At 59.9% G+C, this 18,881-nt stretch carries 31 protein-coding genes; 1 reads left to right on the top strand and 30 read right to left on the bottom strand.

The genetic code is table 11. The annotated features are described in order from the left end of the window. Positions 1-112 precede the first annotated feature (112 nt). Complete coding sequence (gene uvrA / locus DN824_RS13020; protein ID WP_138408830.1) at positions 113-2,950, top strand: excinuclease ABC subunit UvrA; 2,838 nt, start codon at positions 113-115, stop codon at positions 2,948-2,950. Positions 2,951-3,008: 58 nt separating this feature from the next. Here uvrA and DN824_RS13015 read toward each other — a convergent pair whose 3' ends face one another. The 30 genes from DN824_RS13015 to DN824_RS12870 form a co-directional block, all read right to left on the bottom strand. Then, positions 3,009-4,466, bottom strand: coding sequence for a catalase (locus tag DN824_RS13015; RefSeq protein WP_138408829.1), 1,458 nt, complete (start codon positions 4,464-4,466; stop codon positions 3,009-3,011). Between the two features lie 162 nt (positions 4,467-4,628). After that, complete coding sequence (rplQ, locus tag DN824_RS13010) at positions 4,629-5,018, bottom strand: 50S ribosomal protein L17 (RefSeq protein WP_102824664.1); 390 nt, start codon at positions 5,016-5,018, stop codon at positions 4,629-4,631. Positions 5,019-5,063: 45 nt separating this feature from the next. Beyond that, the gene (locus DN824_RS13005; protein ID WP_138408828.1) at positions 5,064-6,065 is read right to left on the bottom strand and encodes a DNA-directed RNA polymerase subunit alpha; all 1,002 of its coding nucleotides are present in this window, start codon (positions 6,063-6,065) and stop codon (positions 5,064-5,066) included. Positions 6,066-6,087: 22 nt separating this feature from the next. Further along, positions 6,088-6,708, bottom strand: coding sequence for a 30S ribosomal protein S4 (rpsD, locus tag DN824_RS13000; RefSeq protein ID WP_138408827.1), 621 nt, complete (start codon positions 6,706-6,708; stop codon positions 6,088-6,090). A 17-nt stretch (positions 6,709-6,725) separates the two neighbouring features. Further along, positions 6,726-7,115: a 30S ribosomal protein S11 gene (gene rpsK, locus DN824_RS12995; RefSeq protein WP_002555466.1), complete on the bottom strand. Its 390-nt coding sequence runs from the start codon at positions 7,113-7,115 to the stop codon at positions 6,726-6,728. Positions 7,116-7,133: 18 nt separating this feature from the next. Further along, on the bottom strand, positions 7,134-7,490 hold the full coding sequence (gene rpsM / locus DN824_RS12990; RefSeq protein WP_003289190.1) for a 30S ribosomal protein S13: 357 nt from the start codon (positions 7,488-7,490) through the stop codon (positions 7,134-7,136). Between the two features lie 133 nt (positions 7,491-7,623). Then, positions 7,624-7,740 carry a 50S ribosomal protein L36 gene (gene rpmJ, locus DN824_RS12985; protein ID WP_043217073.1) on the bottom strand — a complete coding sequence of 39 codons (117 nt, stop codon included), beginning with the start codon at positions 7,738-7,740 and terminating at the stop codon, positions 7,624-7,626. 28 nt (positions 7,741-7,768) lie between these two features. Next, on the bottom strand, positions 7,769-9,100 hold the full coding sequence (gene secY / locus DN824_RS12980) for a preprotein translocase subunit SecY (protein WP_138408826.1): 1,332 nt from the start codon (positions 9,098-9,100) through the stop codon (positions 7,769-7,771). Beyond that, positions 9,101-9,535: a 50S ribosomal protein L15 gene (gene rplO, locus DN824_RS12975; protein ID WP_138408825.1), complete on the bottom strand. Its 435-nt coding sequence runs from the start codon at positions 9,533-9,535 to the stop codon at positions 9,101-9,103. It lies immediately after the preceding gene. Positions 9,536-9,538: 3 nt separating this feature from the next. Then, positions 9,539-9,718 carry a 50S ribosomal protein L30 gene (rpmD, locus tag DN824_RS12970; protein WP_003281818.1) on the bottom strand — a complete coding sequence of 60 codons (180 nt, stop codon included), beginning with the start codon at positions 9,716-9,718 and terminating at the stop codon, positions 9,539-9,541. Positions 9,719-9,720: 2 nt separating this feature from the next. Further along, entirely contained in the window at positions 9,721-10,221 is a 501-nt protein-coding gene (rpsE, locus tag DN824_RS12965; RefSeq protein ID WP_138408824.1) for a 30S ribosomal protein S5, read from the bottom strand. A 3-nt stretch (positions 10,222-10,224) separates the two neighbouring features. Continuing rightward, on the bottom strand, positions 10,225-10,575 hold the full coding sequence (rplR, locus tag DN824_RS12960) for a 50S ribosomal protein L18 (RefSeq protein ID WP_138408823.1): 351 nt from the start codon (positions 10,573-10,575) through the stop codon (positions 10,225-10,227). Positions 10,576-10,585: 10 nt separating this feature from the next. Then, entirely contained in the window at positions 10,586-11,119 is a 534-nt protein-coding gene (gene rplF, locus DN824_RS12955; protein WP_138408822.1) for a 50S ribosomal protein L6, read from the bottom strand. A 12-nt stretch (positions 11,120-11,131) separates the two neighbouring features. Next, positions 11,132-11,524, bottom strand: a complete 393-nt coding sequence (gene rpsH / locus DN824_RS12950) for a 30S ribosomal protein S8 (protein WP_138408821.1) — start codon at positions 11,522-11,524, stop codon at positions 11,132-11,134. 191 nt (positions 11,525-11,715) lie between these two features. After that, positions 11,716-12,021: a 30S ribosomal protein S14 gene (rpsN, locus tag DN824_RS12945; RefSeq protein WP_138408820.1), complete on the bottom strand. Its 306-nt coding sequence runs from the start codon at positions 12,019-12,021 to the stop codon at positions 11,716-11,718. 13 nt (positions 12,022-12,034) lie between these two features. Further along, complete coding sequence (gene rplE, locus DN824_RS12940; RefSeq protein ID WP_138408819.1) at positions 12,035-12,574, bottom strand: 50S ribosomal protein L5; 540 nt, start codon at positions 12,572-12,574, stop codon at positions 12,035-12,037. Between the two features lie 20 nt (positions 12,575-12,594). Next, a complete protein-coding gene (gene rplX, locus DN824_RS12935; protein ID WP_003293031.1) occupies positions 12,595-12,909 on the bottom strand; it encodes a 50S ribosomal protein L24 in 315 nt (104 codons plus the stop codon). Between the two features lie 12 nt (positions 12,910-12,921). Further along, positions 12,922-13,290, bottom strand: coding sequence for a 50S ribosomal protein L14 (gene rplN / locus DN824_RS12930; RefSeq protein WP_003243907.1), 369 nt, complete (start codon positions 13,288-13,290; stop codon positions 12,922-12,924). 23 nt (positions 13,291-13,313) lie between these two features. After that, complete coding sequence (gene rpsQ, locus DN824_RS12925) at positions 13,314-13,580, bottom strand: 30S ribosomal protein S17 (RefSeq protein WP_138408818.1); 267 nt, start codon at positions 13,578-13,580, stop codon at positions 13,314-13,316. A 2-nt stretch (positions 13,581-13,582) separates the two neighbouring features. Further along, positions 13,583-13,774, bottom strand: a complete 192-nt coding sequence (gene rpmC / locus DN824_RS12920) for a 50S ribosomal protein L29 (RefSeq protein ID WP_003289209.1) — start codon at positions 13,772-13,774, stop codon at positions 13,583-13,585. Continuing rightward, complete coding sequence (gene rplP / locus DN824_RS12915; protein WP_028238758.1) at positions 13,774-14,187, bottom strand: 50S ribosomal protein L16; 414 nt, start codon at positions 14,185-14,187, stop codon at positions 13,774-13,776. Before rplP ends, rpmC begins: the two co-directional genes overlap by 1 nt. Positions 14,188-14,199: 12 nt before the next feature. After that, positions 14,200-14,886, bottom strand: coding sequence for a 30S ribosomal protein S3 (gene rpsC / locus DN824_RS12910; RefSeq protein ID WP_138408817.1), 687 nt, complete (start codon positions 14,884-14,886; stop codon positions 14,200-14,202). A gap of 13 nt (positions 14,887-14,899) precedes the next feature. Further along, positions 14,900-15,232, bottom strand: coding sequence for a 50S ribosomal protein L22 (gene rplV, locus DN824_RS12905; protein WP_003103908.1), 333 nt, complete (start codon positions 15,230-15,232; stop codon positions 14,900-14,902). 11 nt (positions 15,233-15,243) lie between these two features. After that, entirely contained in the window at positions 15,244-15,519 is a 276-nt protein-coding gene (rpsS, locus tag DN824_RS12900; protein WP_138408816.1) for a 30S ribosomal protein S19, read from the bottom strand. Between the two features lie 16 nt (positions 15,520-15,535). Then, positions 15,536-16,360, bottom strand: a complete 825-nt coding sequence (gene rplB / locus DN824_RS12895; protein ID WP_138408815.1) for a 50S ribosomal protein L2 — start codon at positions 16,358-16,360, stop codon at positions 15,536-15,538. Between the two features lie 14 nt (positions 16,361-16,374). Then, positions 16,375-16,674, bottom strand: coding sequence for a 50S ribosomal protein L23 (gene rplW / locus DN824_RS12890; protein WP_138408814.1), 300 nt, complete (start codon positions 16,672-16,674; stop codon positions 16,375-16,377). After that, a complete protein-coding gene (rplD, locus tag DN824_RS12885; RefSeq protein WP_138408813.1) occupies positions 16,671-17,273 on the bottom strand; it encodes a 50S ribosomal protein L4 in 603 nt (200 codons plus the stop codon). Before rplD ends, rplW begins: the two co-directional genes overlap by 4 nt. Positions 17,274-17,285: 12 nt before the next feature. Then, entirely contained in the window at positions 17,286-17,921 is a 636-nt protein-coding gene (gene rplC / locus DN824_RS12880) for a 50S ribosomal protein L3 (RefSeq protein ID WP_138408812.1), read from the bottom strand. An 84-nt stretch (positions 17,922-18,005) separates the two neighbouring features. Further along, positions 18,006-18,317, bottom strand: coding sequence for a 30S ribosomal protein S10 (rpsJ, locus tag DN824_RS12875; RefSeq protein WP_003463313.1), 312 nt, complete (start codon positions 18,315-18,317; stop codon positions 18,006-18,008). Between the two features lie 149 nt (positions 18,318-18,466). Further along, positions 18,467-18,881: EF-Tu C-terminal domain-related protein (locus tag DN824_RS12870; RefSeq protein WP_349751581.1), on the bottom strand; the 415-nt coding region annotated here is incomplete at its 5' end.

Here is an 18,881-nt window from a genome sequence, read left to right as displayed (position 1 = left end):
ACCGGCGGCGATTCTATCAGCCCTCCCCCCATCGTCACAGGCGCCGCTGCTTTGCTGCCGCGTCGCCGCTGGCCGTATACTTTCGGGTTTCCGCCCGCCATGCGAGGCTGTTTTGGACAAGATTCTGATCCGTGGGGCACGCACCCATAACCTCAAGAACATCGACCTGACCCTGCCGCGCGACAAGCTGATCGTGATTACCGGCCTGTCCGGTTCCGGCAAATCCTCCCTGGCCTTCGACACCCTCTATGCCGAGGGCCAGCGCCGCTACGTCGAATCGCTCTCGGCCTACGCGCGGCAATTCCTCTCGATGATGGAAAAGCCCGACGTGGACACCATCGAAGGCCTGTCGCCGGCGATTTCCATCGAGCAGAAATCCACCTCGCACAACCCCCGTTCCACGGTGGGCACCATCACCGAGATCTACGACTACCTGCGCCTGCTCTATGCGCGGGTCGGCACGCCGCGCTGCCCGGACCACGATGCACCGCTGGAGGCGCAAACCGTCAGCCAGATGGTCGACCAGGTCCTCGCCCTGCCCGAAGGTCGCAAGCTGATGCTGCTCGCCCCGGTGATCCGCGAGCGCAAGGGCGAACACCTGGCCGTCTTCGACGAGCTGCGCGCCCAGGGCTTCGTTCGTGCCCGGGTCAACGGCAAGCTGTACGAGCTCGACGAGCTGCCCAAGCTGGACAAGCAGAAGAAGCACTCGATCGACGTCGTGGTGGACCGCTTCAAGGTCCGCGAGGACCTGCAGCAGCGCCTGGCCGAATCCTTCGAAACCGCCCTGAAGCTGGCCGATGGCATCGCCCTGGTCGCCTCGATGGAGGACGATGCCAACGACGAGGAGATGATCTTCTCCGCACGCTTCGCCTGCCCCATCTGCGGCCACTCGATCAGCGAACTCGAGCCCAAGCTGTTCTCCTTCAACAACCCGGCCGGCGCCTGCCCGACCTGCGACGGTCTGGGGGTGAAGCAGTTCTTCGACGCCAAGCGCCTGGTCAATGGCGAGCTGACCCTGGCAGAGGGCGCGATCCGCGGCTGGGATCGGCGCAACGTCTATTACTTCCAGATGCTCGGCTCCCTGGCCTCCCATTACGGCTTCAGCCTGGATGAACCTTTCGGCAGCCTCACCGCCGAGCAGCAGAAGGTGATCCTGCGCGGCAGCGGGCGCGAAAGCATCGAATTCCGCTACCTCAACGACCGCGGCGACATCGTCCGCCGCTCCCATCCGTTCGAAGGCATCGTGCCGAACCTGGAAAGGCGTTACCGCGAGACCGAATCGAACACGGTCCGCGAAGAGCTGGCCAAGTACCTCAGCACCCAGCCCTGCCCCGAGTGCCGCGGTACCCGTCTGCGGCGCGAGGCCCGCCATGTCTGGGTGGGCGACAAGACGCTGCCGGCGGTCACCGGCCTGCCGGTAGGCGATGCCTGCGAATACTTCGGCGGCCTTCACCTGAGCGGGCGCCGTGGCGAGATCGCCGACAAGATCCTGAAGGAGATCCGCGAACGCCTGGAATTCCTGGTCAATGTCGGGCTCGACTACCTGACCCTGGATCGCAGCGCCGACACCCTGTCCGGGGGCGAAGCGCAGCGTATCCGCCTGGCCAGCCAGATCGGCGCGGGCCTTGTCGGCGTGATGTACATCCTCGACGAGCCGTCGATCGGCCTGCATCAGCGTGACAACGAGCGTCTGCTCGGCACCCTCACCCACCTGCGCAACCTGGGTAACACGGTGATCGTGGTCGAGCACGACGAGGACGCCATTCGCCTGGCCGACTACGTGGTCGATATCGGCCCGGGCGCCGGTGTGCATGGTGGCCAGATCGTCGCCGAGGGCACGCCCGAGGAGGTCATGGCACACCCCGACTCGCTCACCGGCAAGTACCTCTCCGGACGGGTCAAGATCCTCTACCCGCCGCAGCGCACCCCGCGCGACAAGAAGAAGCAGCTGATGCTCAAGGGCGCACGCGGCAACAACCTGCAGAACGTCGACCTCGAGATCCCGGTCGGCCTGCTGACCTGCATCACCGGCGTCTCGGGCTCCGGCAAGTCGACACTGATCAACAACACCCTGTTCCCGATCACCGCCACTGCGCTCAACGGGGCCAGCACGCTGGAAGTCGCGCCTTACGACAGCTTCGACGGTCTTCAGCACCTGGACAAGGTGGTCGACATCGACCAGAGCCCGATCGGCCGCACGCCCCGCTCCAATCCGGCCACCTATACCGGCCTGTTCACCCCGATACGGGAGCTGTTCGCCGGCGTGCCCGAGGCGCGCTCGCGCGGCTACGGCCCGGGCCGCTTCTCGTTCAACGTCAAGGGCGGACGCTGCGAGGCCTGCCAGGGCGACGGCGTGATCAAGGTGGAGATGCATTTCCTTCCGGACATCTACGTGCCGTGCGACGTGTGCAAGGGCAAGCGCTACAACCGCGAGACCCTCGAGGTGAAATACAAGGGCAAGAGCATCACTGAAGTGCTCGACATGACCATCGAAGAAGCCCGCGACTTCTTCGATGCCGTGCCGGCCATCGCCCGCAAGCTGCAGACGCTGATGGACGTGGGCCTGTCCTACATCAAGCTCGGCCAGAGCGCGACGACACTCTCCGGTGGCGAAGCCCAGCGGGTGAAGCTCTCACGCGAGCTGTCCAAGCGTGATACCGGCAAGACGCTCTATATCCTCGACGAGCCGACCACCGGCCTGCACTTCGCCGATATCCAGCAACTGCTCGATGTGCTTCATCGGCTGCGTGACCACGGCAACACGGTGGTGGTCATCGAGCACAACCTGGACGTGATCAAAACGGCCGACTGGCTGGTGGACCTGGGCCCCGAAGGGGGTTCCAAGGGCGGCCAGATCATCGCCTGCGGCACACCCGAGGAGGTCGCGGCGATGCCCCAGTCGCACACCGGCCACTTCCTCAAGCCCCTGCTCGAACGCGACAGGGCGTGATCGACCGATAGAGAAAAGCCGGGCAAATGCCCGGCTTTTTTCATCTCGCCTGGGGCCGTCAGACGACCTGGCTGATATCGATACCCAGCCCCTGGGCGACACCCGCGCCATAGGCCGGATCGGCCTTGGCGAAATGCGCCAGCTGACGCAGCTGGACGTCGCGCGTCACCGACTGCATGGCGCCGACGATGTTGCTGATCAGCAACGCCTGCTGTTCGGCATTCATCAGGCGGAACAACGCACCGGCCTGGCTGTAGTAGTCCTCGTCCAGGCGATGATCGTAGCGATCGGCCGCGCCACTGAGGGCCAGCGGTGGCTCGGCATACTGCGGTGCCTGCTTCGGTGCGCCAGCGTGACTGTTGGGCTCGTAGTTGGGCGCCGAACCGCCATTGCCATCGAAACGCATGGCGCCATCGCGCTGGTAGTTATGGTAGGGGCAACGCGGCGCGTTGACCGGCAGTTGCTGATGGTTGGTACCGATGCGATAGCGATGCGCATCGGCGTAGGCGAACACGCGCCCTTGCAGCATGCGGTCCGGCGAAAGCCCGACCCCGGGTACCACATTGCTCGGCGCGAAAGCCGCCTGCTCGACCTCCGCGAAGTAGTTCTGCGGATTGCGATTGAGCTCGATCACACCCACCTCGATCAGCGGAAACTCCTTTTGCGACCAGGTCTTGGTCACATCGAATGGGTTCTCGCGGTGAGCGTTGGCCTGTGCCTCGCTCATCACCTGCATGCACACCCGCCACTTCGGGAACTCCCCACGCTCGATCGCCTGGAACAGGTCGCGCTGGGCGTAATCGGGATCGGTGCCCGCCAGGCGGGCTGCCTCGGCAGGCGCCAGGTTCCGGATGCCCTGCATCGACTTGTAGTGCCACTTCACCCAGTGGCGCTCGCCGTTGGCGTTGATCACACTGAACGTGTGACTGCCAAAGCCATGCATGAAGCGGTACCCATCCGGGATGCCCCGATCGGAGAACAGAATCGTGACCTGGTGCAGCGCCTCGGGCGACAGCGACCAGAAATCCCACATCATTTGCGGGCTCTTCAGGTTGGTCCAGGGATCACGTTTTTGAGTGTGGATGAAGTCCGGGAACTTGATCGGATCGCGCAGGAAGAACACCGGCGTATTGTTGCCCACCACATCCCAGTTGCCCTCTTCGGTGTAGAACTTCACCGCGAAACCGCGCGGGTCACGCTCGGTATCGGCCGACCCCCGCTCGCCGCCAACAGTCGAGAAGCGCAGAAACATCGGGGTCTGCTTGCCAACCGACTCGAACAGCCTGGCGCAGCTATAGCGAGTGATGTCCGCCGTGACGGTAAAGGTCCCGTACGCACCCGAACCCTTGGCATGCACGCGACGCTCCGGGATCACTTCCCTGTTGAAATGGGCCAGCTTTTCGACGAGGTGAAAGTCATCCAGCAGCAGCGGCCCGCGAGGGCCCGCGGAACGCGAGTTCTGGTTGTCGGCGACAGGTACGCCACTGGCCGTCGTAAGAGTGAGTCGATCGCTCATGTTTTAAGCTCCTTATGAAATCCGCCGCTGCGGTATGGGCGCTACGATAAGGAACCTAGAGCAAAAGACCCAATTTATTGAATCAAGCCCACCGATAGAGAAGACAAAACGGCAGGCATAAAAAAACCGGGCCAGGCCCGGTTTTTTCTAACGCAAACGGCCTTATTCGGCAGCAGCTTCGACTTCGCCAGTGACCGGACGGTCAACCAGCTCGACATACGCCATGGGCGCATTGTCGCCAGCGCGGAAACCGCACTTGAGGATACGCAGGTAGCCGCCCTGGCGGGTGGCGTAGCGCTTGCCCAGATCGTTGAACAGCTTGCCGACGATGGCTTTCGAACGGGTACGGTCGAATGCCAGACGACGGTTGGCTACGCTGTCTTCCTTGGCCAGGGTGATCAGCGGCTCGGCAACGCGACGCAGTTCTTTGGCCTTGGGCAGGGTGGTTTTGATCAGTTCGTGCTCGAACAGCGACACTGCCATGTTCTGGAACATGGCCTTGCGGTGTGCGCTGGTGCGGCTCAGATGACGGCCACTTTTACGATGACGCATGATTGAAATTCCTTACCAAACGTACAGTTCGGTGACTAGTGGCGATCAGGCCGTGGCCTTATCGTCCTTCTTGAGACTTGCCGGCGGCCAGTTATCGAGGCGCATACCGAGGGACAGACCACGCGAGGCCAGAACGTCCTTGATTTCGGTCAGGGACTTCTTGCCCAGGTTCGGCGTTTTCAACAGCTCGACTTCGGTGCGCTGAATCAGGTCACCGATGTAGTAGATGTTTTCTGCCTTGAGGCAGTTGGCCGAACGTACGGTCAGTTCCAGGTCGTCAACCGGACGCAGCAGGATCGGATCGATCTCATCTTCCTGTTCCACAACCACCGGCTCGCTGTCGCCCTTCAGGTCGACGAACGCAGCCAGCTGCTGCTGGAGGATGGTGGCGGCACGGCGGATCGCTTCTTCAGGATCCAGGGTGCCGTTGGTTTCCAGATCGATGACCAGCTTGTCCAGGTTGGTACGCTGCTCGACACGGGCGTTCTCAACAACATAAGCAACACGGCGAACCGGGCTGAAGGTGGCGTCGAGCTGCAGACGGCCGATGCTACGGCTTTCGTCTTCATCGCTCTGACGCGCATCTGCAGGCTCGTAACCGCGGCCGCGAGCGACCTTGAGCTTCATGTTGAGCGCACCGTTGGACGCCAGGTTGGCGATCAGGTGATCGCCATTGACGATTTCAACATCATGATCCAGTTGGATATCGGCTGCGGTTACAGCGCCCGCACCCTTCTTCACCAGGCTCAGGGTCACTTCATCACGGCCGTGAAGCTTGATGGCGATTCCCTTGAGGTTGAGCAGGATTTCAATGACGTCTTCCTGAACGCCCTCGATGGCGCTGTACTCGTGGAGCACACCGTCGATCTCAGCCTCGACCACAGCGCAGCCGGGCATGGAGGACAACAGAATGCGACGCAGCGCGTTGCCCAGGGTATGGCCGAAACCACGCTCGAGCGGCTCGAGCGTGATCTTGGCGCGGGTCGGACTGACCACCTGCACATCGATATGGCGGGGGGTCAGGAACTCATTTACCGAACTCTGCATGGATACACCTATTTTCTAGCCCTTACTTGGAGTAGAGCTCGACAATCAGGTTTTCGTTGATGTCGGCGGACAGATCGCTGCGGGCCGGCACACTCTTGAACACACCGGACTTCTTCTCGGCGTCCACATCAACCCACTCCACACGGCCGCGCTGTGCGCAGAGGTCGAGGGCCTGGGCGATGCGCAGCTGATTGCGGCACTTCTCGCGAACAGCAACCACGTCACCGGCCTTGACCTGGTAGGACGGGATGTTCACGGTCTGACCGTTAACGGTGATGGACTTGTGCGATACCAGCTGACGCGATTCCGCGCGAGTGGAGCCGAAGCCCATACGGTAAACGACGTTGTCCAGACGGCACTCGAGCAGCTGCAGCAGGTTCTCGCCGGTAGCGCCCTTGCGGCTGGCAGCTTCCTTGTAGTAACCGCTGAACTGACGCTCGAGGACGCCATAGATACGGCGCACTTTCTGCTTTTCACGCAGCTGGGTGCCGTAATCCGACAGACGACCACGGCGCTGGCCGTGTACGCCCGGAGGCGTTTCGATGTTGCACTTGGATTCGAGCGCGCGCGCACCACTCTTCAGGAAGAGATCGGTGCCTTCACGACGAGACAGTTTGCACTTGGGACCAATATAACGAGCCATTTTTCACTGTCTCCTGATTACACGCGGCGCTTCTTCGGCGGACGGCACCCGTTGTGCGGGATCGGCGTCACGTCGGTGATGCTGGCGATTTTGTAGCCACAACCGTTCAGAGCACGAACGGCGGACTCGCGACCCGGACCTGGACCCTTGACGTTGACGTCGAGGTTCTTCAGACCGTATTCCAGCGCAGCCTGACCGGCGCGCTCTGCCGCAACCTGGGCAGCGAACGGGGTGCTCTTGCGCGAGCCACGGAAGCCCGAACCACCAGAGGTAGCCCAGGACAGGGCGTTGCCCTGACGATCCGTGATGGTCACGATGGTGTTGTTGAACGACGCATGGATGTGGGCGATCCCATCAACCACCGTCTTTTTGACTTTCTTACGAGGACGAGCAGCAGGTTTTGCCATGACTAAATTCCTACGCGATTACTTGCGGATCGGCTTGCGCGGGCCCTTACGGGTACGGGCGTTGGTCTTGGTGCGCTGACCGCGGACCGGAAGACCACGACGATGACGCAGGCCGCGATAGCAACCCAGGTCCATCAAGCGCTTGATTTTCATGTTGACTTCGCGACGCAGGTCGCCTTCAACGATGAACTTGCCGACTTCGCCGCGCAGCAGTTCAACCTGCTCGTCGGAGAGATCCTTGATCTTCGCCGCCGGATTGACACCGGTAGCGGCACAGATTTCCTGTGCACGAGTGCGGCCTACACCGTAGATGTAGGTCAGCGAGATAACAGTGTGCTTGTTATCCGGAATGTTGACGCCTGCAATACGGGCCATTCAGTGAAACTCCAATTGACAGCTACCTACGCCCCGGAAGCCAAGAAATAGGGCGCGAGATATTAGCGCTGTAATAACAAATATTCAACCCGGCAGCGCACTAGCTGCCGGGCTTCTTACGCTGGACTCACAATCAGCCTTGGCGCTGCTTGTGACGCGGCTCTGCGCTGCAGATCACCCGCACGACACCGTCGCGACGGATGACTTTGCAGTTACGGCACAGCTTTTTGACCGATGCACGAACTTTCATCACCAACTCCTCGAACCTTACGGGTAGCTCAGCGGATCATTCCGCTGCCGCCATAACCCTTCAGGTTGGCTTTTTTCATCAGGGACTCGTACTGGTGCGACATCAGATGCGATTGCACTTGGGACATGAAGTCCATGACAACCACAACCACGATCAGCAGCGAGGTCCCGCCAAGGTAGAACGGTACATTAGCCGCCACCACAAGGAACTGCGGAAGCAGGCAGACGGCCGTAATGTAAAGGGCACCGAACATGGTCAGACGAGTCATCACGCCATCGATATAGCGCGCCGACTGCTCACCTGGGCGAATACCCGGGATAAAGGCACCAGACTTTTTCAGGTTCTCGGCCACATCCTTCGGGTTGAACATCAGCGCCGTGTAGAAGAAGCAGAAGAAGATGATCCCTGCACTAAACAGCAGAATGTTCAACGGCTGCCCCGGCGCGATGGCCTGGGAGATGTCCTGCAGCCAGCCCAGACCCTCGGACTGCCCGAACCAGGTACCCAGCGAAGCGGGGAACAACAGCAGGCTGCTGGCGAAGATCGCCGGAATCACGCCCGCCATGTTGACCTTCAACGGCAGATGGCTGGTCTGCGCAGCGAAGACCTTGCGGCCCTGCTGACGCTTGGCGTAATGCACGGCGATGCGCCGCTGACCACGCTCGATGAACACCACGAAACCGATGATCGCAACGGCCAGCAGCCCGATGGCGAGCAGCGCGATGATATTGATATCACCCTGACGCGCCGACTCGAACGACTGACCAAAGGCACCCGGCAGGCCAGCCACGATCCCGGCGAAGATGAGCATCGAGATACCGTTGCCCACGCCCCGTTCGGTGATCTGCTCACCCAGCCACATCATGAACATGGCGCCCGAAACGAACGTCGTGACCGCTACGAAGTAGAAGCCGAAGTCGCTGCTGAACGCTACGCCTTGCCCAGCAAGCCCCACGGACATGCCGATTGCCTGAACGAAAGCGAGTACCAGCGTCCCGTAACGGGTGTACTGGCTGATCTTGCGTCGACCGGCCTCGCCTTCTTTTTTCAACTGCTCCAGCTGCGGGCTGACAGCGGTCATGAGCTGCATGATGATCGATGCCGAGATGTACGGCATGATCCCCAGCGCAAAGATGCTCATCCGCTCCAGCGCGCCGCCGGAAAACATGTTGAACAAGCTAAGGATGGTTCCCTCGTTCTGTCGGAACAGTTCGGCGAGCCGGTCAGGGTTGATCCCGGGCACCGGGATATGTGCGCCTATCCGGTAGACGATGATCGCCATGAACAGAAAGCGCAGACGTGCCCAGAGCTCGGACAGCCCACCGTTACTCAACGCGGAGAGAGCACCTTGCTTAGCCATTTAGTCCTCGAACTTGCCGCCAGCTGCTTCGATAGCCGCACGCGCGCCTTTGGTGGCGCCAATGCCCTTGAGGGTAACCGCGCGACCAACCTCGCCCGACAGCATGACTTTCACACGCTGTACGTTCTGGTTGATGACGTTGGCATCCTTGAGGCTTTGCACGGTGACGACATCGCCCTCGACCTTGGCCAGCTCGGACGTACGCACTTCTGCGCGATCCATGGCCTTGAGCGAGGTAAAGCCGAACTTCGGCAGACGACGATGCAGAGGCTGCTGACCGCCCTCGAAGCCGGGGGCGATGGTGCCACCGGAGCGGGAAGTCTGACCTTTGTGGCCACGGCCGCCGGTCTTGCCCAGACCGCTACCGATACCACGACCCGGACGCAGCTTTTCGCGACGGGCACCCGGCGCGGAACGCAGATCGTTCAGTTGCATGGCTTAGCCCTCCACACGGAGCATGTAATAAGCCTTGTTGATCATGCCGCGATTTTCAGGAGTGTCCTGAACTTCTACGGTGTGACCAATGCGACGCAGGCCCAGGCCCTTGACGCACAGCTTGTGATTGGGGATGCGACCGCTGACACTTTTGATCAGCGTGACCTTGACGGTATTAGCCATGATCAGAAAATCTCCTCGACGCTCTTGCCACGCTTGGCAGCAACAGATTCAGGCGACTGCATGGCCTTCAGCCCTTTGAACGTAGCGTGAACCACGTTGACCGGGTTGGTGGAGCCGTAGCACTTGGCCAGAACGTTGTGCACGCCAGCGACTTCAAGGATGGCGCGCATGGCACCACCAGCGATGACACCGGTACCTTCGGATGCCGGCTGCATGTAAACCTTCGAAGCGCCATGGGCGGACTTCACCGGATACTGCAGCGTGGTGCCATTCAGGTCGACCTGGATCATGTTGCGACGCGCAGCTTCCATGGCCTTCTGAATCGCAGCAGGCACTTCGCGGGACTTGCCGCGACCGAAACCGACACGACCCTTGCCATCACCGACGACAGTCAGTGCGGTGAAGGTGAAGATACGACCACCCTTTACGGTTTTGGCGACGCGATTAACCTGAACCAGCTTCTCGATGTAGCCTTCGTCGCGCTTTTGCTCGTTATTTGCCATAACTTAGAACTCCAGCCCGCCTTCACGAGCAGCATCAGCCAGTGCCTTGACACGACCGTGGTACTTGAAGCCAGAACGGTCGAATGCGACCTGGGTGACGCCGGCGGCTTTCGCGCGCTCAGCCACCAACTGACCAACCTTCTTGGCAGCGTCGACGTTGCCGGTCGCCGCTTGACGCAGCTCTTTGTCCAGAGTCGAAGCGCTGGCCAGCACCTTGCCGCCGTCGGCCGAAATGACCTGGGCGTAGATGTGCTGAGCGGAGCGGTGCACGCAAAGGCGCACGGTTTCCAGCTCGCGCATCTTCAGGCGTGCCTTGCGAGCGCGACGCAGACGAGTTTCTTTCTTTACGCTCATTTGCTATGCCCTACTTTTTCTTGGCTTCTTTACGACGGACCACTTCATCCGAGTAACGCACGCCCTTGCCCTTGTAAGGCTCCGGACGACGGAAATCACGGATTTCAGCGGCCACCTGACCGACCAGCTGCTTGTCGACACCCTTGATCAGGATATCGGTCTGGCTGGGGGTCTCAGCGGTAACGCCCTGCGGCAGTTCGTAGTCCACCGGGTGCGAGAAGCCCAGAGCCAGCGAGAGCACTTGACCTTTGGCTTGCGCCTTGTAGCCGACGCCCACGAGCTGGAGCTTGCGCTCGAAGCCCTGGCTGACGCCGATTACCATGTTGTTCACCAGTGCACGGGTAGTACCGGCCATGGCGCGGTTCTGCTGATCGCCGTTACGGGCGGCAAAACGCAGCTCACCGGCTTCCTGAATGACTTCCACGGAAGGATGAACATTCAGTTCCAGAGCGCCCTTGGCACCCTTCACCGACAGCTGCTGGCCGGCCAGCTTGATTTCAACGCCAGCGGGCAGCTTGACGGGGTTCTTAGCAACGCGAGACATGCTTATCCCCCCTTAGAACACAGTGCAGAGCACTTCGCCGCCAACGCCAGCGGCACGAGCAGCGCGGTCAGTCATCACACCCTTGTTGGTGGAGACGATCGAGACACCCAGACCACCGCGAACTTTCGGCAGTTGATCGACGGATTTGTACTGGCGAAGGCCAGGACGGCTGACGCGCTTGAGTTCCTCGATGACCGGACGGCCTTCGAAATACTTAAGCTCGATGGACAGCTGCGGCTTGGCGTCGCTGCTGACCTGGAAACCCGTGATGTAGCCTTCGCTCTGGAGAACATTGGCTACCGCCACCTTCAGCGTGGAAGACGGCATGCTTACGACAGACTTTTCAGCCATCTGGGCATTACGGATACGAGTTAGCATGTCCGCTAACGGGTCCTGCATACTCATGGGCTTGTGGCTCCTGATAAAAAGAAACAGCCTTCTGGAGGCTCTTTGTCGCCTGCTCTTTGCACAGGCAGAAAAATGCCAGGCTCAGGCGAGCCGGACATTCTAGAGACTACTCATAAACGAATCAAGCCCCATAAGGGGCTTGATTGAAACCTGGGTTCACCGCGGAAGCGGCGAACCTGGTCTGGAACTTACCAGCTGGCCTTGACCAGACCCGGAACGTCCCCACGCATGGCCGCTTGGCGCAGCATGTTACGCGCAAGACCGAACTTGCGGTACACACCATGCGGACGACCGGTCAGGCGGCAGCGGTTACGCAGGCGCGAGGCGCTCGCGTCACGCGGCTGCTTCTGCAGGGAAACCTGAGCTTCCCAGCGCGCTTCCGGCGTGGAGTTCGGGTTGGCGATGACAGCCTTGAGCGCCGCACGCTTCTGGGCGTACTTGGCAACCGTCTGCTGACGCTTCAGCTCGCGGTTCTTCATGCTTTGCTTTGCCATGTGCCTACTCCAATCAGTTACGGAACGGGAATTTGAAAGCGCGCAGCAGAGCGCGGCCTTCGTCATCCGTCCGAGCGGTCGTGGTCAGGGTGATGTCCAGGCCACGCAGCGCATCGATCTTGTCGTAATCGATTTCCGGGAAGATGATCTGCTCTTTCACGCCCATGCTGTAGTTGCCGCGTCCATCGAAGGATTTGGCATTCAGGCCGCGGAAGTCACGCACGCGCGGCAGGGAGATGGAAAGCAGACGATCCAGGAATTCGTACATGCGATCGCGACGCAGGGTGACCTTGACGCCGATCGGCCAGCCTTCGCGGACCTTGAAGCCGGCGATGGACTTGCGGGCATGGGTCACGACGACCTTCTGACCGGTGATCTTTTCAAGATCGGCTACAGCGTTCTCGATGATTTTCTTGTCACCGATCGCTTCGCCAAGACCCATGTTCAGGGTGATTTTGGTGATGCGCGGAACTTCCATCACGTTCGCAAGCTGAAGTTCTTCCTTCAGCTTCGGCGCGATTTCCTTCCGATAAACTTCTTTCAGTCGTGCCATGGTCATTTACCTAAGCAGTCTCAAGCGTCAACCGGCTTTTGGGTCGACTTGAAGACACGAATTTTCTTGCCTTCTTCAACCTTGAAACCCACGCGGTCAGCCTTGTTGGTTTCGCCATTGAAAATGGCAACGTTAGAGACGTGCAGAGGCGCCTCTTTCTCGACGATACCGCCTTGAACGCCCGACATCGGGTTCGGCTTGGTGTGGCGCTTGACGAGATTGACTCCACCGACGACCAGACGGTCGTCAGCGAGCACCTTGAGCACCTTACCGCGCTTGCCCTTGTCTTTGCCGGCGATGACGATGATCTCGTCGTTGCGACGAATCTTTTGCATGCGGGCTACTCCTTACAGCACTTCAGGGGCGAGCGAGACGATCTTCATGAACTTCTCAGAGCGAAGTTCACGCGTCACGGGCCCGAAGATACGCGTACCGATCGGCTCCTGCTTGTTGTTCAGCAGAACAGCAGCGTTGCCGTCGAAACGAATGATGGAGCCGTCTGCGCGACGAACGCCATGACGGGTACGGACGACGACTGCGGTCATTACCTGACCCTTCTTCACCTTGCCACGCGGAATCGCTTCCTTGACCGTGACCTTGATGATGTCGCCAATACCGGCGTAACGGCGGTGGGAACCGCCGAGCACCTTGATGCACATGACGCGACGGGCACCGCTGTTGTCGGCCACATCGAGCATGGATTGAGTCTGAATCATATAATTTCTCCGACCCCTAGCCCTTAGACTTCAACGGCACGTTCGACGACGTCAACCAGCATCCAGGACTTGGTCTTGGCCAGCGGACGAGTCTCGCGAATGGTGACCTTGTCGCCGATACGGCACTGGTTGGTTTCGTCGTGGGCGTGCAGCTTGGTCGAACGCTTCACGTATTTGCCGTAGATCGGGTGCTTGACGCGGCGCTCGATCAGAACGGTGATGGTCTTGTCCATCTTGTCGCTGACGACACGTCCGGTCAGCGTACGAATGGTTTTCTGAGCTTCAGCCATGATCACTTACCTGCCTGCTGGTTGAGCACAGTCTTGACACGAGCGATGTCGCGCTTGACTTGCGAGAGCAGGTGAGACTGCCCCAACTGGCCAGTCGCTTTCTGCATACGCAGATTGAACTGGTCGCGCAGCAGCTCGAGCAGTTGCTCGTTCAGCTGCTGAGCGGATTTTTCACGAAGTTCATTCGCTTTCATCACATCACCGTCCGCTTAACAAAGGAGGTGGCGAGCGGCAGCTTTGCAGCAGCCAGGGCGAATGCCTCACGCGCCAGCTCTTCGGAAACACCCTCGATCTCGTAGAGCACCTTGCCCGGCTGAATCTGGGCTACCCAGTACTCGACGTTACCCTTACCTTTACCCATACGAACTTCGAGGGGCTTCTTGGTAACCGGCTTGTCGGGGAATACACGGATCCAGATCTTGCCGCCACGCTTCACGTGACGCGTCAAGGCACGACGAGCGGCCTCGATCTGGCGCGCAGTCAAACGACCACGGGAGACGGACTTCAGCGCGAACTCGCCGAAGCTGACCTTGCTACCGCGCTGAGCCAGACCACGGTTGTGGCCGGTCATCTGCTTGCGGAATTTTGTACGCTTGGGTTGCAACATTTGGCGTACCCCTTATTTAGCAGCTTTTTTACGAGGCGCAGGCGCTTGAGGCTTGAGCTCTTCCTGGCGACCACCAATCACTTCGCCTTTGAAGATCCAGACCTTGACGCCGATCACACCGTAAGTGGTGTGCGCTTCGTAGGTGGCGTAATCGATATCCGCACGCAGGGTGTGCAGTGGCACACGACCTTCGCGATACCATTCGGTACGAGCGATTTCAGCACCGCCAAGGCGGCCGCTCACCTGAATCTTGATGCCTTTCGCACCAATGCGGATGGCGTTCTGTACGGCGCGCTTCATGGCGCGACGGAACATCACGCGACGCTCCAGCTGCTGGGCTACGCTCTGGGCAACCAACATGGCGTCGAGTTCCGGCTTGCGGATCTCTTCGATGTTGATGTGAACCGGAACACCCATTTGCTTGGTCAGGTCCTGACGCAGCTTCTCCACGTCCTCACCCTTCTTCCCGATCACGATGCCAGGACGAGCGGTGTGGATGGTGATGCGTGCGGTTTGAGCCGGACGATGGATATCGATACGGCTAACGGACGCGCTTTTTAGTTTGTCTTGGAGGTACTCACGCACATTCAGATCTGCGAGCAAATAGTCCGCATAAGTCCGACCGTCTGCGTACCAGACGGAGGTGTGCTCCTTGACGATTCCCAGGCGAATGCCAGTGGGATGTACTTTCTGACCCATCTGATCGACTCCGTTACTTGTCCGCAACCTTGACAGTGATATGGCAAGACCGCTTGACGATGCGATCAGCGCGGCCTTTGGCTCGCGGCATGATGCGCTTCAGCGAACGCCCCTCGTTGACGAAGACGGTGGAGACCTTCAGGTCATCCACATCGGCGCCTTCGTTGTGCTCGGCGTTGGCCACGGCCGACTCCAGCACTTTTTTCATGATCTCGGCGGCTTTCTTACTGCTGAAAGCCAGGAGGTTGAGCGCTTCGCCCACCTTCTTCCCGCGGATCTGGTCGGCGACCAGGCGGGCTTTCTGGGCGGAGATGCGAGCGCCCGACAACTTAGCGGCTACTTCCATCATTCCACCCCTTAACGCTTGCCTTTCTTGTCTGCTACGTGCCCACGATAAGTGCGGGTACCAGCAAACTCGCCGAGTTTATGGCCGACCATGTCTTCGTTCACGAGAACAGGGACATGCTGGCGACCGTTGTGTACAGCGATGGTCAGACCGACCATCTGCGGCAGGATCATCGAACGACGCGACCAGGTTTTCACCGGCTTGCGATCATTCTTTTCAACCGCCGTCTCGACCTTCTTCAGTAGGTGAAGATCGATAAAAGGACCTTTTTTCAGAGAACGCGGCACAGTCGTATCCCTCTAGTTACTTGCGACGACGGACGATCATGTTATCGGTGCGCTTGTTACCGCGGGTCTTCGCACCCTTGGTTGGGAAGCCCCATGGCGACACCGGATGACGACCACCGGAGGTACGACCTTCACCACCGCCGTGCGGGTGGTCGACCGGGTTCATTGCCACACCGCGAACGGTCGGACGAACACCACGCCAGCGCTTGGCGCCCGCCTTGCCCAGCGAACGCAGGCTGTGCTCGGAGTTCGAGACTTCGCCCAGGGTCGCACGGCACTCGGACAGCACCTTGCGCATCTCGCCGGAGCGAAGACGCAGGGTTACGTAGGCGCCTTCACGAGCGACCAGCTGAGCCGAAGCACCAGCGGAACGCGCGATCTGAGCACCCTTGCCCGGCTTGAGCTCGATCCCGTGGACGGTAGAACCGACCGGGATGTTGCGCAGCGGCAGGCTGTTACCGGCCTTGATCGGAGCAGCGACACCAGAGACCAGCTGGTCACCGGCGCTCACGCCCTTCGGCGCGATGATGTAGCGACGCTCGCCGTCGGCGTACTTCAGCAGAGCGATGTGCGCAGTACGGTTCGGGTCGTATTCGACGCGCTCGACGATGGCAGGAATGCCATCCTTGTCGTTGCGACGGAAGTCGACCAGACGGTAATGCTGCTTGTGACCACCGCCGATGTGGCGAGTGGTGATGCGACCGTTGTTGTTACGGCCACCGGACTTCGACTTCTTCTCGAGCAGCGGTGCATAAGGAGCGCCTTTGTGCAGCTCCTGATTGACCACCTTGACCACGAAACGGCGGCCCGCGGAAGTCGGTTTGCATTTAACGATTGCCATGATGCACCCCTTCCTTACTCAGCACTGCTGGAGAAATCGAGATCCTGGCCCGGCTGAAGTGCGATGTACGCCTTCTTCCAGTCGTTACGCTTGCCCAGACCGCGAGCGGTGCGCTTGGTCTTGCCCTGAACGTTCAGGGTGCTGACCTTGGCCACTTTCACGTTGAACAGGCTTTCGACGGCCTTCTTGATTTCCAGCTTGGTTGCATCGGTGGCAACCTTGAAAACGAATTGGCTCTTGCTGTCAGCCAGCATGGTTGCCTTCTCGGAGACATGCGGGCCAAGCAGAACTTTGAATACGCGTTCCTGGTTCATCCCAGCAGCTCCTCGAATTTCTTCACAGCCGACACGGTGATCAACACCTTGTCATAGGCGATCAGGCTGACGGGATCCGAACCCTGGACATCGCGCACATCGACGTGCGGCAGATTGCGGGCCGCCAGATACAGATTCTGATCAACGGCGTCGGAAACGATCAGCACGTCGTTCAGACCCATGCCATTGAGCTTGCTGGCAAGCACCTTGGTCTTGGGCGCATCGACGGCGAAATCTTCGACGACAACCAGACGATCAGAACGAACCAGCTCAGCGAGGATGGAACGCAGCGCAGCGCGATACATCTTCTTGTTGAGCTTCTGCTCGTGGTTCTGCGGACGAGCAGCGAAGGTCACACCACCGCCACGCCAGATCGGACCACGGGAGGTACCGGCACGAGCACGACCGGTGCCCTTCTGACGCCACGGGCGCTTGCCGCCACCGGAAACGTCGGAACGGGTCTTCTGCTGCTTGCTGCCCTGACGACCGCCAGCCATGTAGGCGACGACAGCCTGGTGCACCAGCGTCTCGTTGAATTCACCGCCAAAGGTGCGATCGGAGACTTCGATGGCTTGAGAGCCATTAACATTCAATTGCATGTGAACTCCCCCTTACCCGCGAGCCTTGACGGCCGGACGCACAACCACGTCGCTGCCAGTAGCGCCAGGAACGGCACCCTTGATCAGCAGCAGGTTACGTTCAGCGTCGACGCGTACGATTTCCAGGGACTGCACAGTGACGCGCTCGGCGCCCAGGTGCCCGGACATCTTCTTGCCCTTGAAAACACGACCGGGAGTCTGGCACTGGCCAATCGAACCCGGAGCGCGGTGGGAGACGGAGTTACCGTGGGTATTGTCTTGACCACGGAAATTCCAGCGCTTGATGGTACCGGCATAGCCTTTACCCTTGGACTGGCCCGTGACATCCACAAGCTGACCAGCCTCGAAGATCTCGGCACTGATCTGATCGCCAGCGCTGTAGTCGCCGTCTTCCAGACGGAACTCATAGACGCTACGACCAGCGGCAACGCTCGCCTTGGCGAAATGACCGGCCTGAGCCTTGGTCACGCGCGAGGAGCGACGCTCACCGACAGTCACCTGAACGGCACGATAGCCGTCGCTGTCTTCATTCTTGAACTGGGTGACGCGATTCGGCTCGACCTCGATGACCGTGACCGGAATAGAGACACCTTCTTCGGTGAAAACGCGGGTCATACCGCATTTACGACCGACTACACCAATAGTCATTTTTGAAACCTCTTGAGTGTACGGGGCTTTCACCCGCTATGGCCGCCCATTTCAGAGCGTTACACGACTAAAACCGAGGCGGTTTTAGCCGAGGCTGATCTGCACTTCCACACCAGCCGCAAGATCGAGCTTCATCAGCGCATCGACAGTCTTGTCGGTCGGCTGGACGATATCCAGCACACGCTTATGGGTACGAATTTCGTACTGGTCGCGCGCGTCTTTGTTGACGTGCGGAGAAACCAGAACGGTGTACCGCTCTTTGCGGGTAGGCAGCGGAATCGGACCACGCACCTGAGCACCAGTACGTTTCGCGGTTTCCACGATTTCCTGGGTTGATTGATCGATCAGGCGATGGTCAAAAGCCTTCAACCGAATACGGATTTGTTGGTTTTGCATTTTGACCTCAGACTCCAAGTAGCCATCCCTACCGTGCGCAATACGCCCGATAAAAGGAGGCGCAATTGTACGGATGGCCCCTTAGGGTGTCAATAAATGATCAACAATAGAAAAGGCCCCCGAGGGGGCCCTTTCCTGGCGAGACCTTCTTATTCGAAGATCTTGGCAACCACGCCGGCACCGACGGTACGGCCACCTTCGCGAATCGCGAAGCGCAGACCGTCTTCCATGGCGATCGGAGCGATCAGGGTGACAACCATTTTCACGTTGTCGCCCGGCATTACCATCTCGACGCCTTCCGGCAGTTCGCAGTTACCGGTCACGTCAGTGGTACGGAAGTAGAACTGCGGACGGTAGCCCTTGAAGAACGGGGTGTGACGACCGCCTTCTTCCTTGCTCAGCACGTACACTTCAGCTTCGAACTTGGTGTGCGGCTTGATGGTGCCCGGCTTGGCCAGTACCTGACCACGCTCGACGTCTTCACGCTTGGTGCCGCGCAGCAGGATACCGACGTTCTCACCGGCACGACCTTCGTCGAGCAGCTTGCGGAACATTTCGACACCA

The sequence above is a fragment of the Stutzerimonas nosocomialis genome (assembly GCF_005876855.1).
GTDB lineage: Bacteria > Pseudomonadota > Gammaproteobacteria > Pseudomonadales > Pseudomonadaceae > Stutzerimonas > Stutzerimonas nosocomialis.
The sequence above is the reverse complement of the archived record's forward strand: the minus strand, read 5'-3'. Positions and strand labels throughout refer to the sequence as shown.

What these genes read in the sequence shown, in the direction of transcription:
- DN824_RS13005 (WP_138408828.1), bottom strand. Translation starts at nt 6,065, where the DNA reads ATGCAGAGTTCGGTAAATGAGTTCCTGACCCCCCGCCATATCGATGTG.
- rpsH (WP_138408821.1), bottom strand. Translation starts at nt 11,524, where the DNA reads ATGAGTATGCAGGACCCGTTAGCGGACATGCTAACTCGTATCCGTAAT.
- rplF (WP_138408822.1), bottom strand. Translation starts at nt 11,119, where the DNA reads ATGTCTCGCGTTGCTAAGAACCCCGTCAAGCTGCCCGCTGGCGTTGAA.
- rplV (WP_003103908.1), bottom strand. Translation starts at nt 15,232, where the DNA reads ATGGAAGTAGCCGCTAAGTTGTCGGGCGCTCGCATCTCCGCCCAGAAA.
- rplR (WP_138408823.1), bottom strand. Translation starts at nt 10,575, where the DNA reads ATGAGCGTAAAGAAAGAAACTCGTCTGCGTCGCGCTCGCAAGGCACGC.
- rplQ (WP_102824664.1), bottom strand. Translation starts at nt 5,018, where the DNA reads ATGCGTCATCGTAAAAGTGGCCGTCATCTGAGCCGCACCAGCGCACAC.
- rpsQ (WP_138408818.1), bottom strand. Translation starts at nt 13,580, where the DNA reads ATGGCTGAAGCTCAGAAAACCATTCGTACGCTGACCGGACGTGTCGTC.
- rplX (WP_003293031.1), bottom strand. Translation starts at nt 12,909, where the DNA reads ATGCAAAAGATTCGTCGCAACGACGAGATCATCGTCATCGCCGGCAAA.
- rplN (WP_003243907.1), bottom strand. Translation starts at nt 13,290, where the DNA reads ATGATTCAGACTCAATCCATGCTCGATGTGGCCGACAACAGCGGTGCC.
- rplB (WP_138408815.1), bottom strand. Translation starts at nt 16,360, where the DNA reads ATGGCAATCGTTAAATGCAAACCGACTTCCGCGGGCCGCCGTTTCGTG.
- rpmC (WP_003289209.1), bottom strand. Translation starts at nt 13,774, where the DNA reads ATGAAAGCGAATGAACTTCGTGAAAAATCCGCTCAGCAGCTGAACGAG.
- rpsJ (WP_003463313.1), bottom strand. Translation starts at nt 18,317, where the DNA reads ATGCAAAACCAACAAATCCGTATTCGGTTGAAGGCTTTTGACCATCGC.
- rpsN (WP_138408820.1), bottom strand. Translation starts at nt 12,021, where the DNA reads ATGGCAAAGCAAAGCATGAAGAACCGCGAGCTGAAGCGTCAGCAGACG.
- rplP (WP_028238758.1), bottom strand. Translation starts at nt 14,187, where the DNA reads ATGTTGCAACCCAAGCGTACAAAATTCCGCAAGCAGATGACCGGCCAC.
- rplW (WP_138408814.1), bottom strand. Translation starts at nt 16,674, where the DNA reads ATGAACCAGGAACGCGTATTCAAAGTTCTGCTTGGCCCGCATGTCTCC.
- rplE (WP_138408819.1), bottom strand. Translation starts at nt 12,574, where the DNA reads ATGGCACGACTGAAAGAAGTTTATCGGAAGGAAATCGCGCCGAAGCTG.
- DN824_RS13015 (WP_138408829.1), bottom strand. Translation starts at nt 4,466, where the DNA reads ATGAGCGATCGACTCACTCTTACGACGGCCAGTGGCGTACCTGTCGCC.
- rpmJ (WP_043217073.1), bottom strand. Translation starts at nt 7,740, where the DNA reads ATGAAAGTTCGTGCATCGGTCAAAAAGCTGTGCCGTAACTGCAAAGTC.
- rpsD (WP_138408827.1), bottom strand. Translation starts at nt 6,708, where the DNA reads ATGGCTCGTTATATTGGTCCCAAGTGCAAACTGTCTCGTCGTGAAGGC.
- rplD (WP_138408813.1), bottom strand. Translation starts at nt 17,273, where the DNA reads ATGCAATTGAATGTTAATGGCTCTCAAGCCATCGAAGTCTCCGATCGC.
- rpsC (WP_138408817.1), bottom strand. Translation starts at nt 14,886, where the DNA reads ATGGGTCAGAAAGTACATCCCACTGGCATTCGCCTGGGAATCGTCAAG.
- rplC (WP_138408812.1), bottom strand. Translation starts at nt 17,921, where the DNA reads ATGACTATTGGTGTAGTCGGTCGTAAATGCGGTATGACCCGCGTTTTC.
- rpsK (WP_002555466.1), bottom strand. Translation starts at nt 7,115, where the DNA reads ATGGCAAAACCTGCTGCTCGTCCTCGTAAGAAAGTCAAAAAGACGGTG.
- rpmD (WP_003281818.1), bottom strand. Translation starts at nt 9,718, where the DNA reads ATGGCTAATACCGTCAAGGTCACGCTGATCAAAAGTGTCAGCGGTCGC.
- secY (WP_138408826.1), bottom strand. Translation starts at nt 9,100, where the DNA reads ATGGCTAAGCAAGGTGCTCTCTCCGCGTTGAGTAACGGTGGGCTGTCC.
- rpsM (WP_003289190.1), bottom strand. Translation starts at nt 7,490, where the DNA reads ATGGCCCGTATTGCAGGCGTCAACATTCCGGATAACAAGCACACTGTT.
- rplO (WP_138408825.1), bottom strand. Translation starts at nt 9,535, where the DNA reads ATGCAACTGAACGATCTGCGTTCCGCGCCGGGTGCCCGTCGCGAAAAG.
- rpsE (WP_138408824.1), bottom strand. Translation starts at nt 10,221, where the DNA reads ATGGCAAATAACGAGCAAAAGCGCGACGAAGGCTACATCGAGAAGCTG.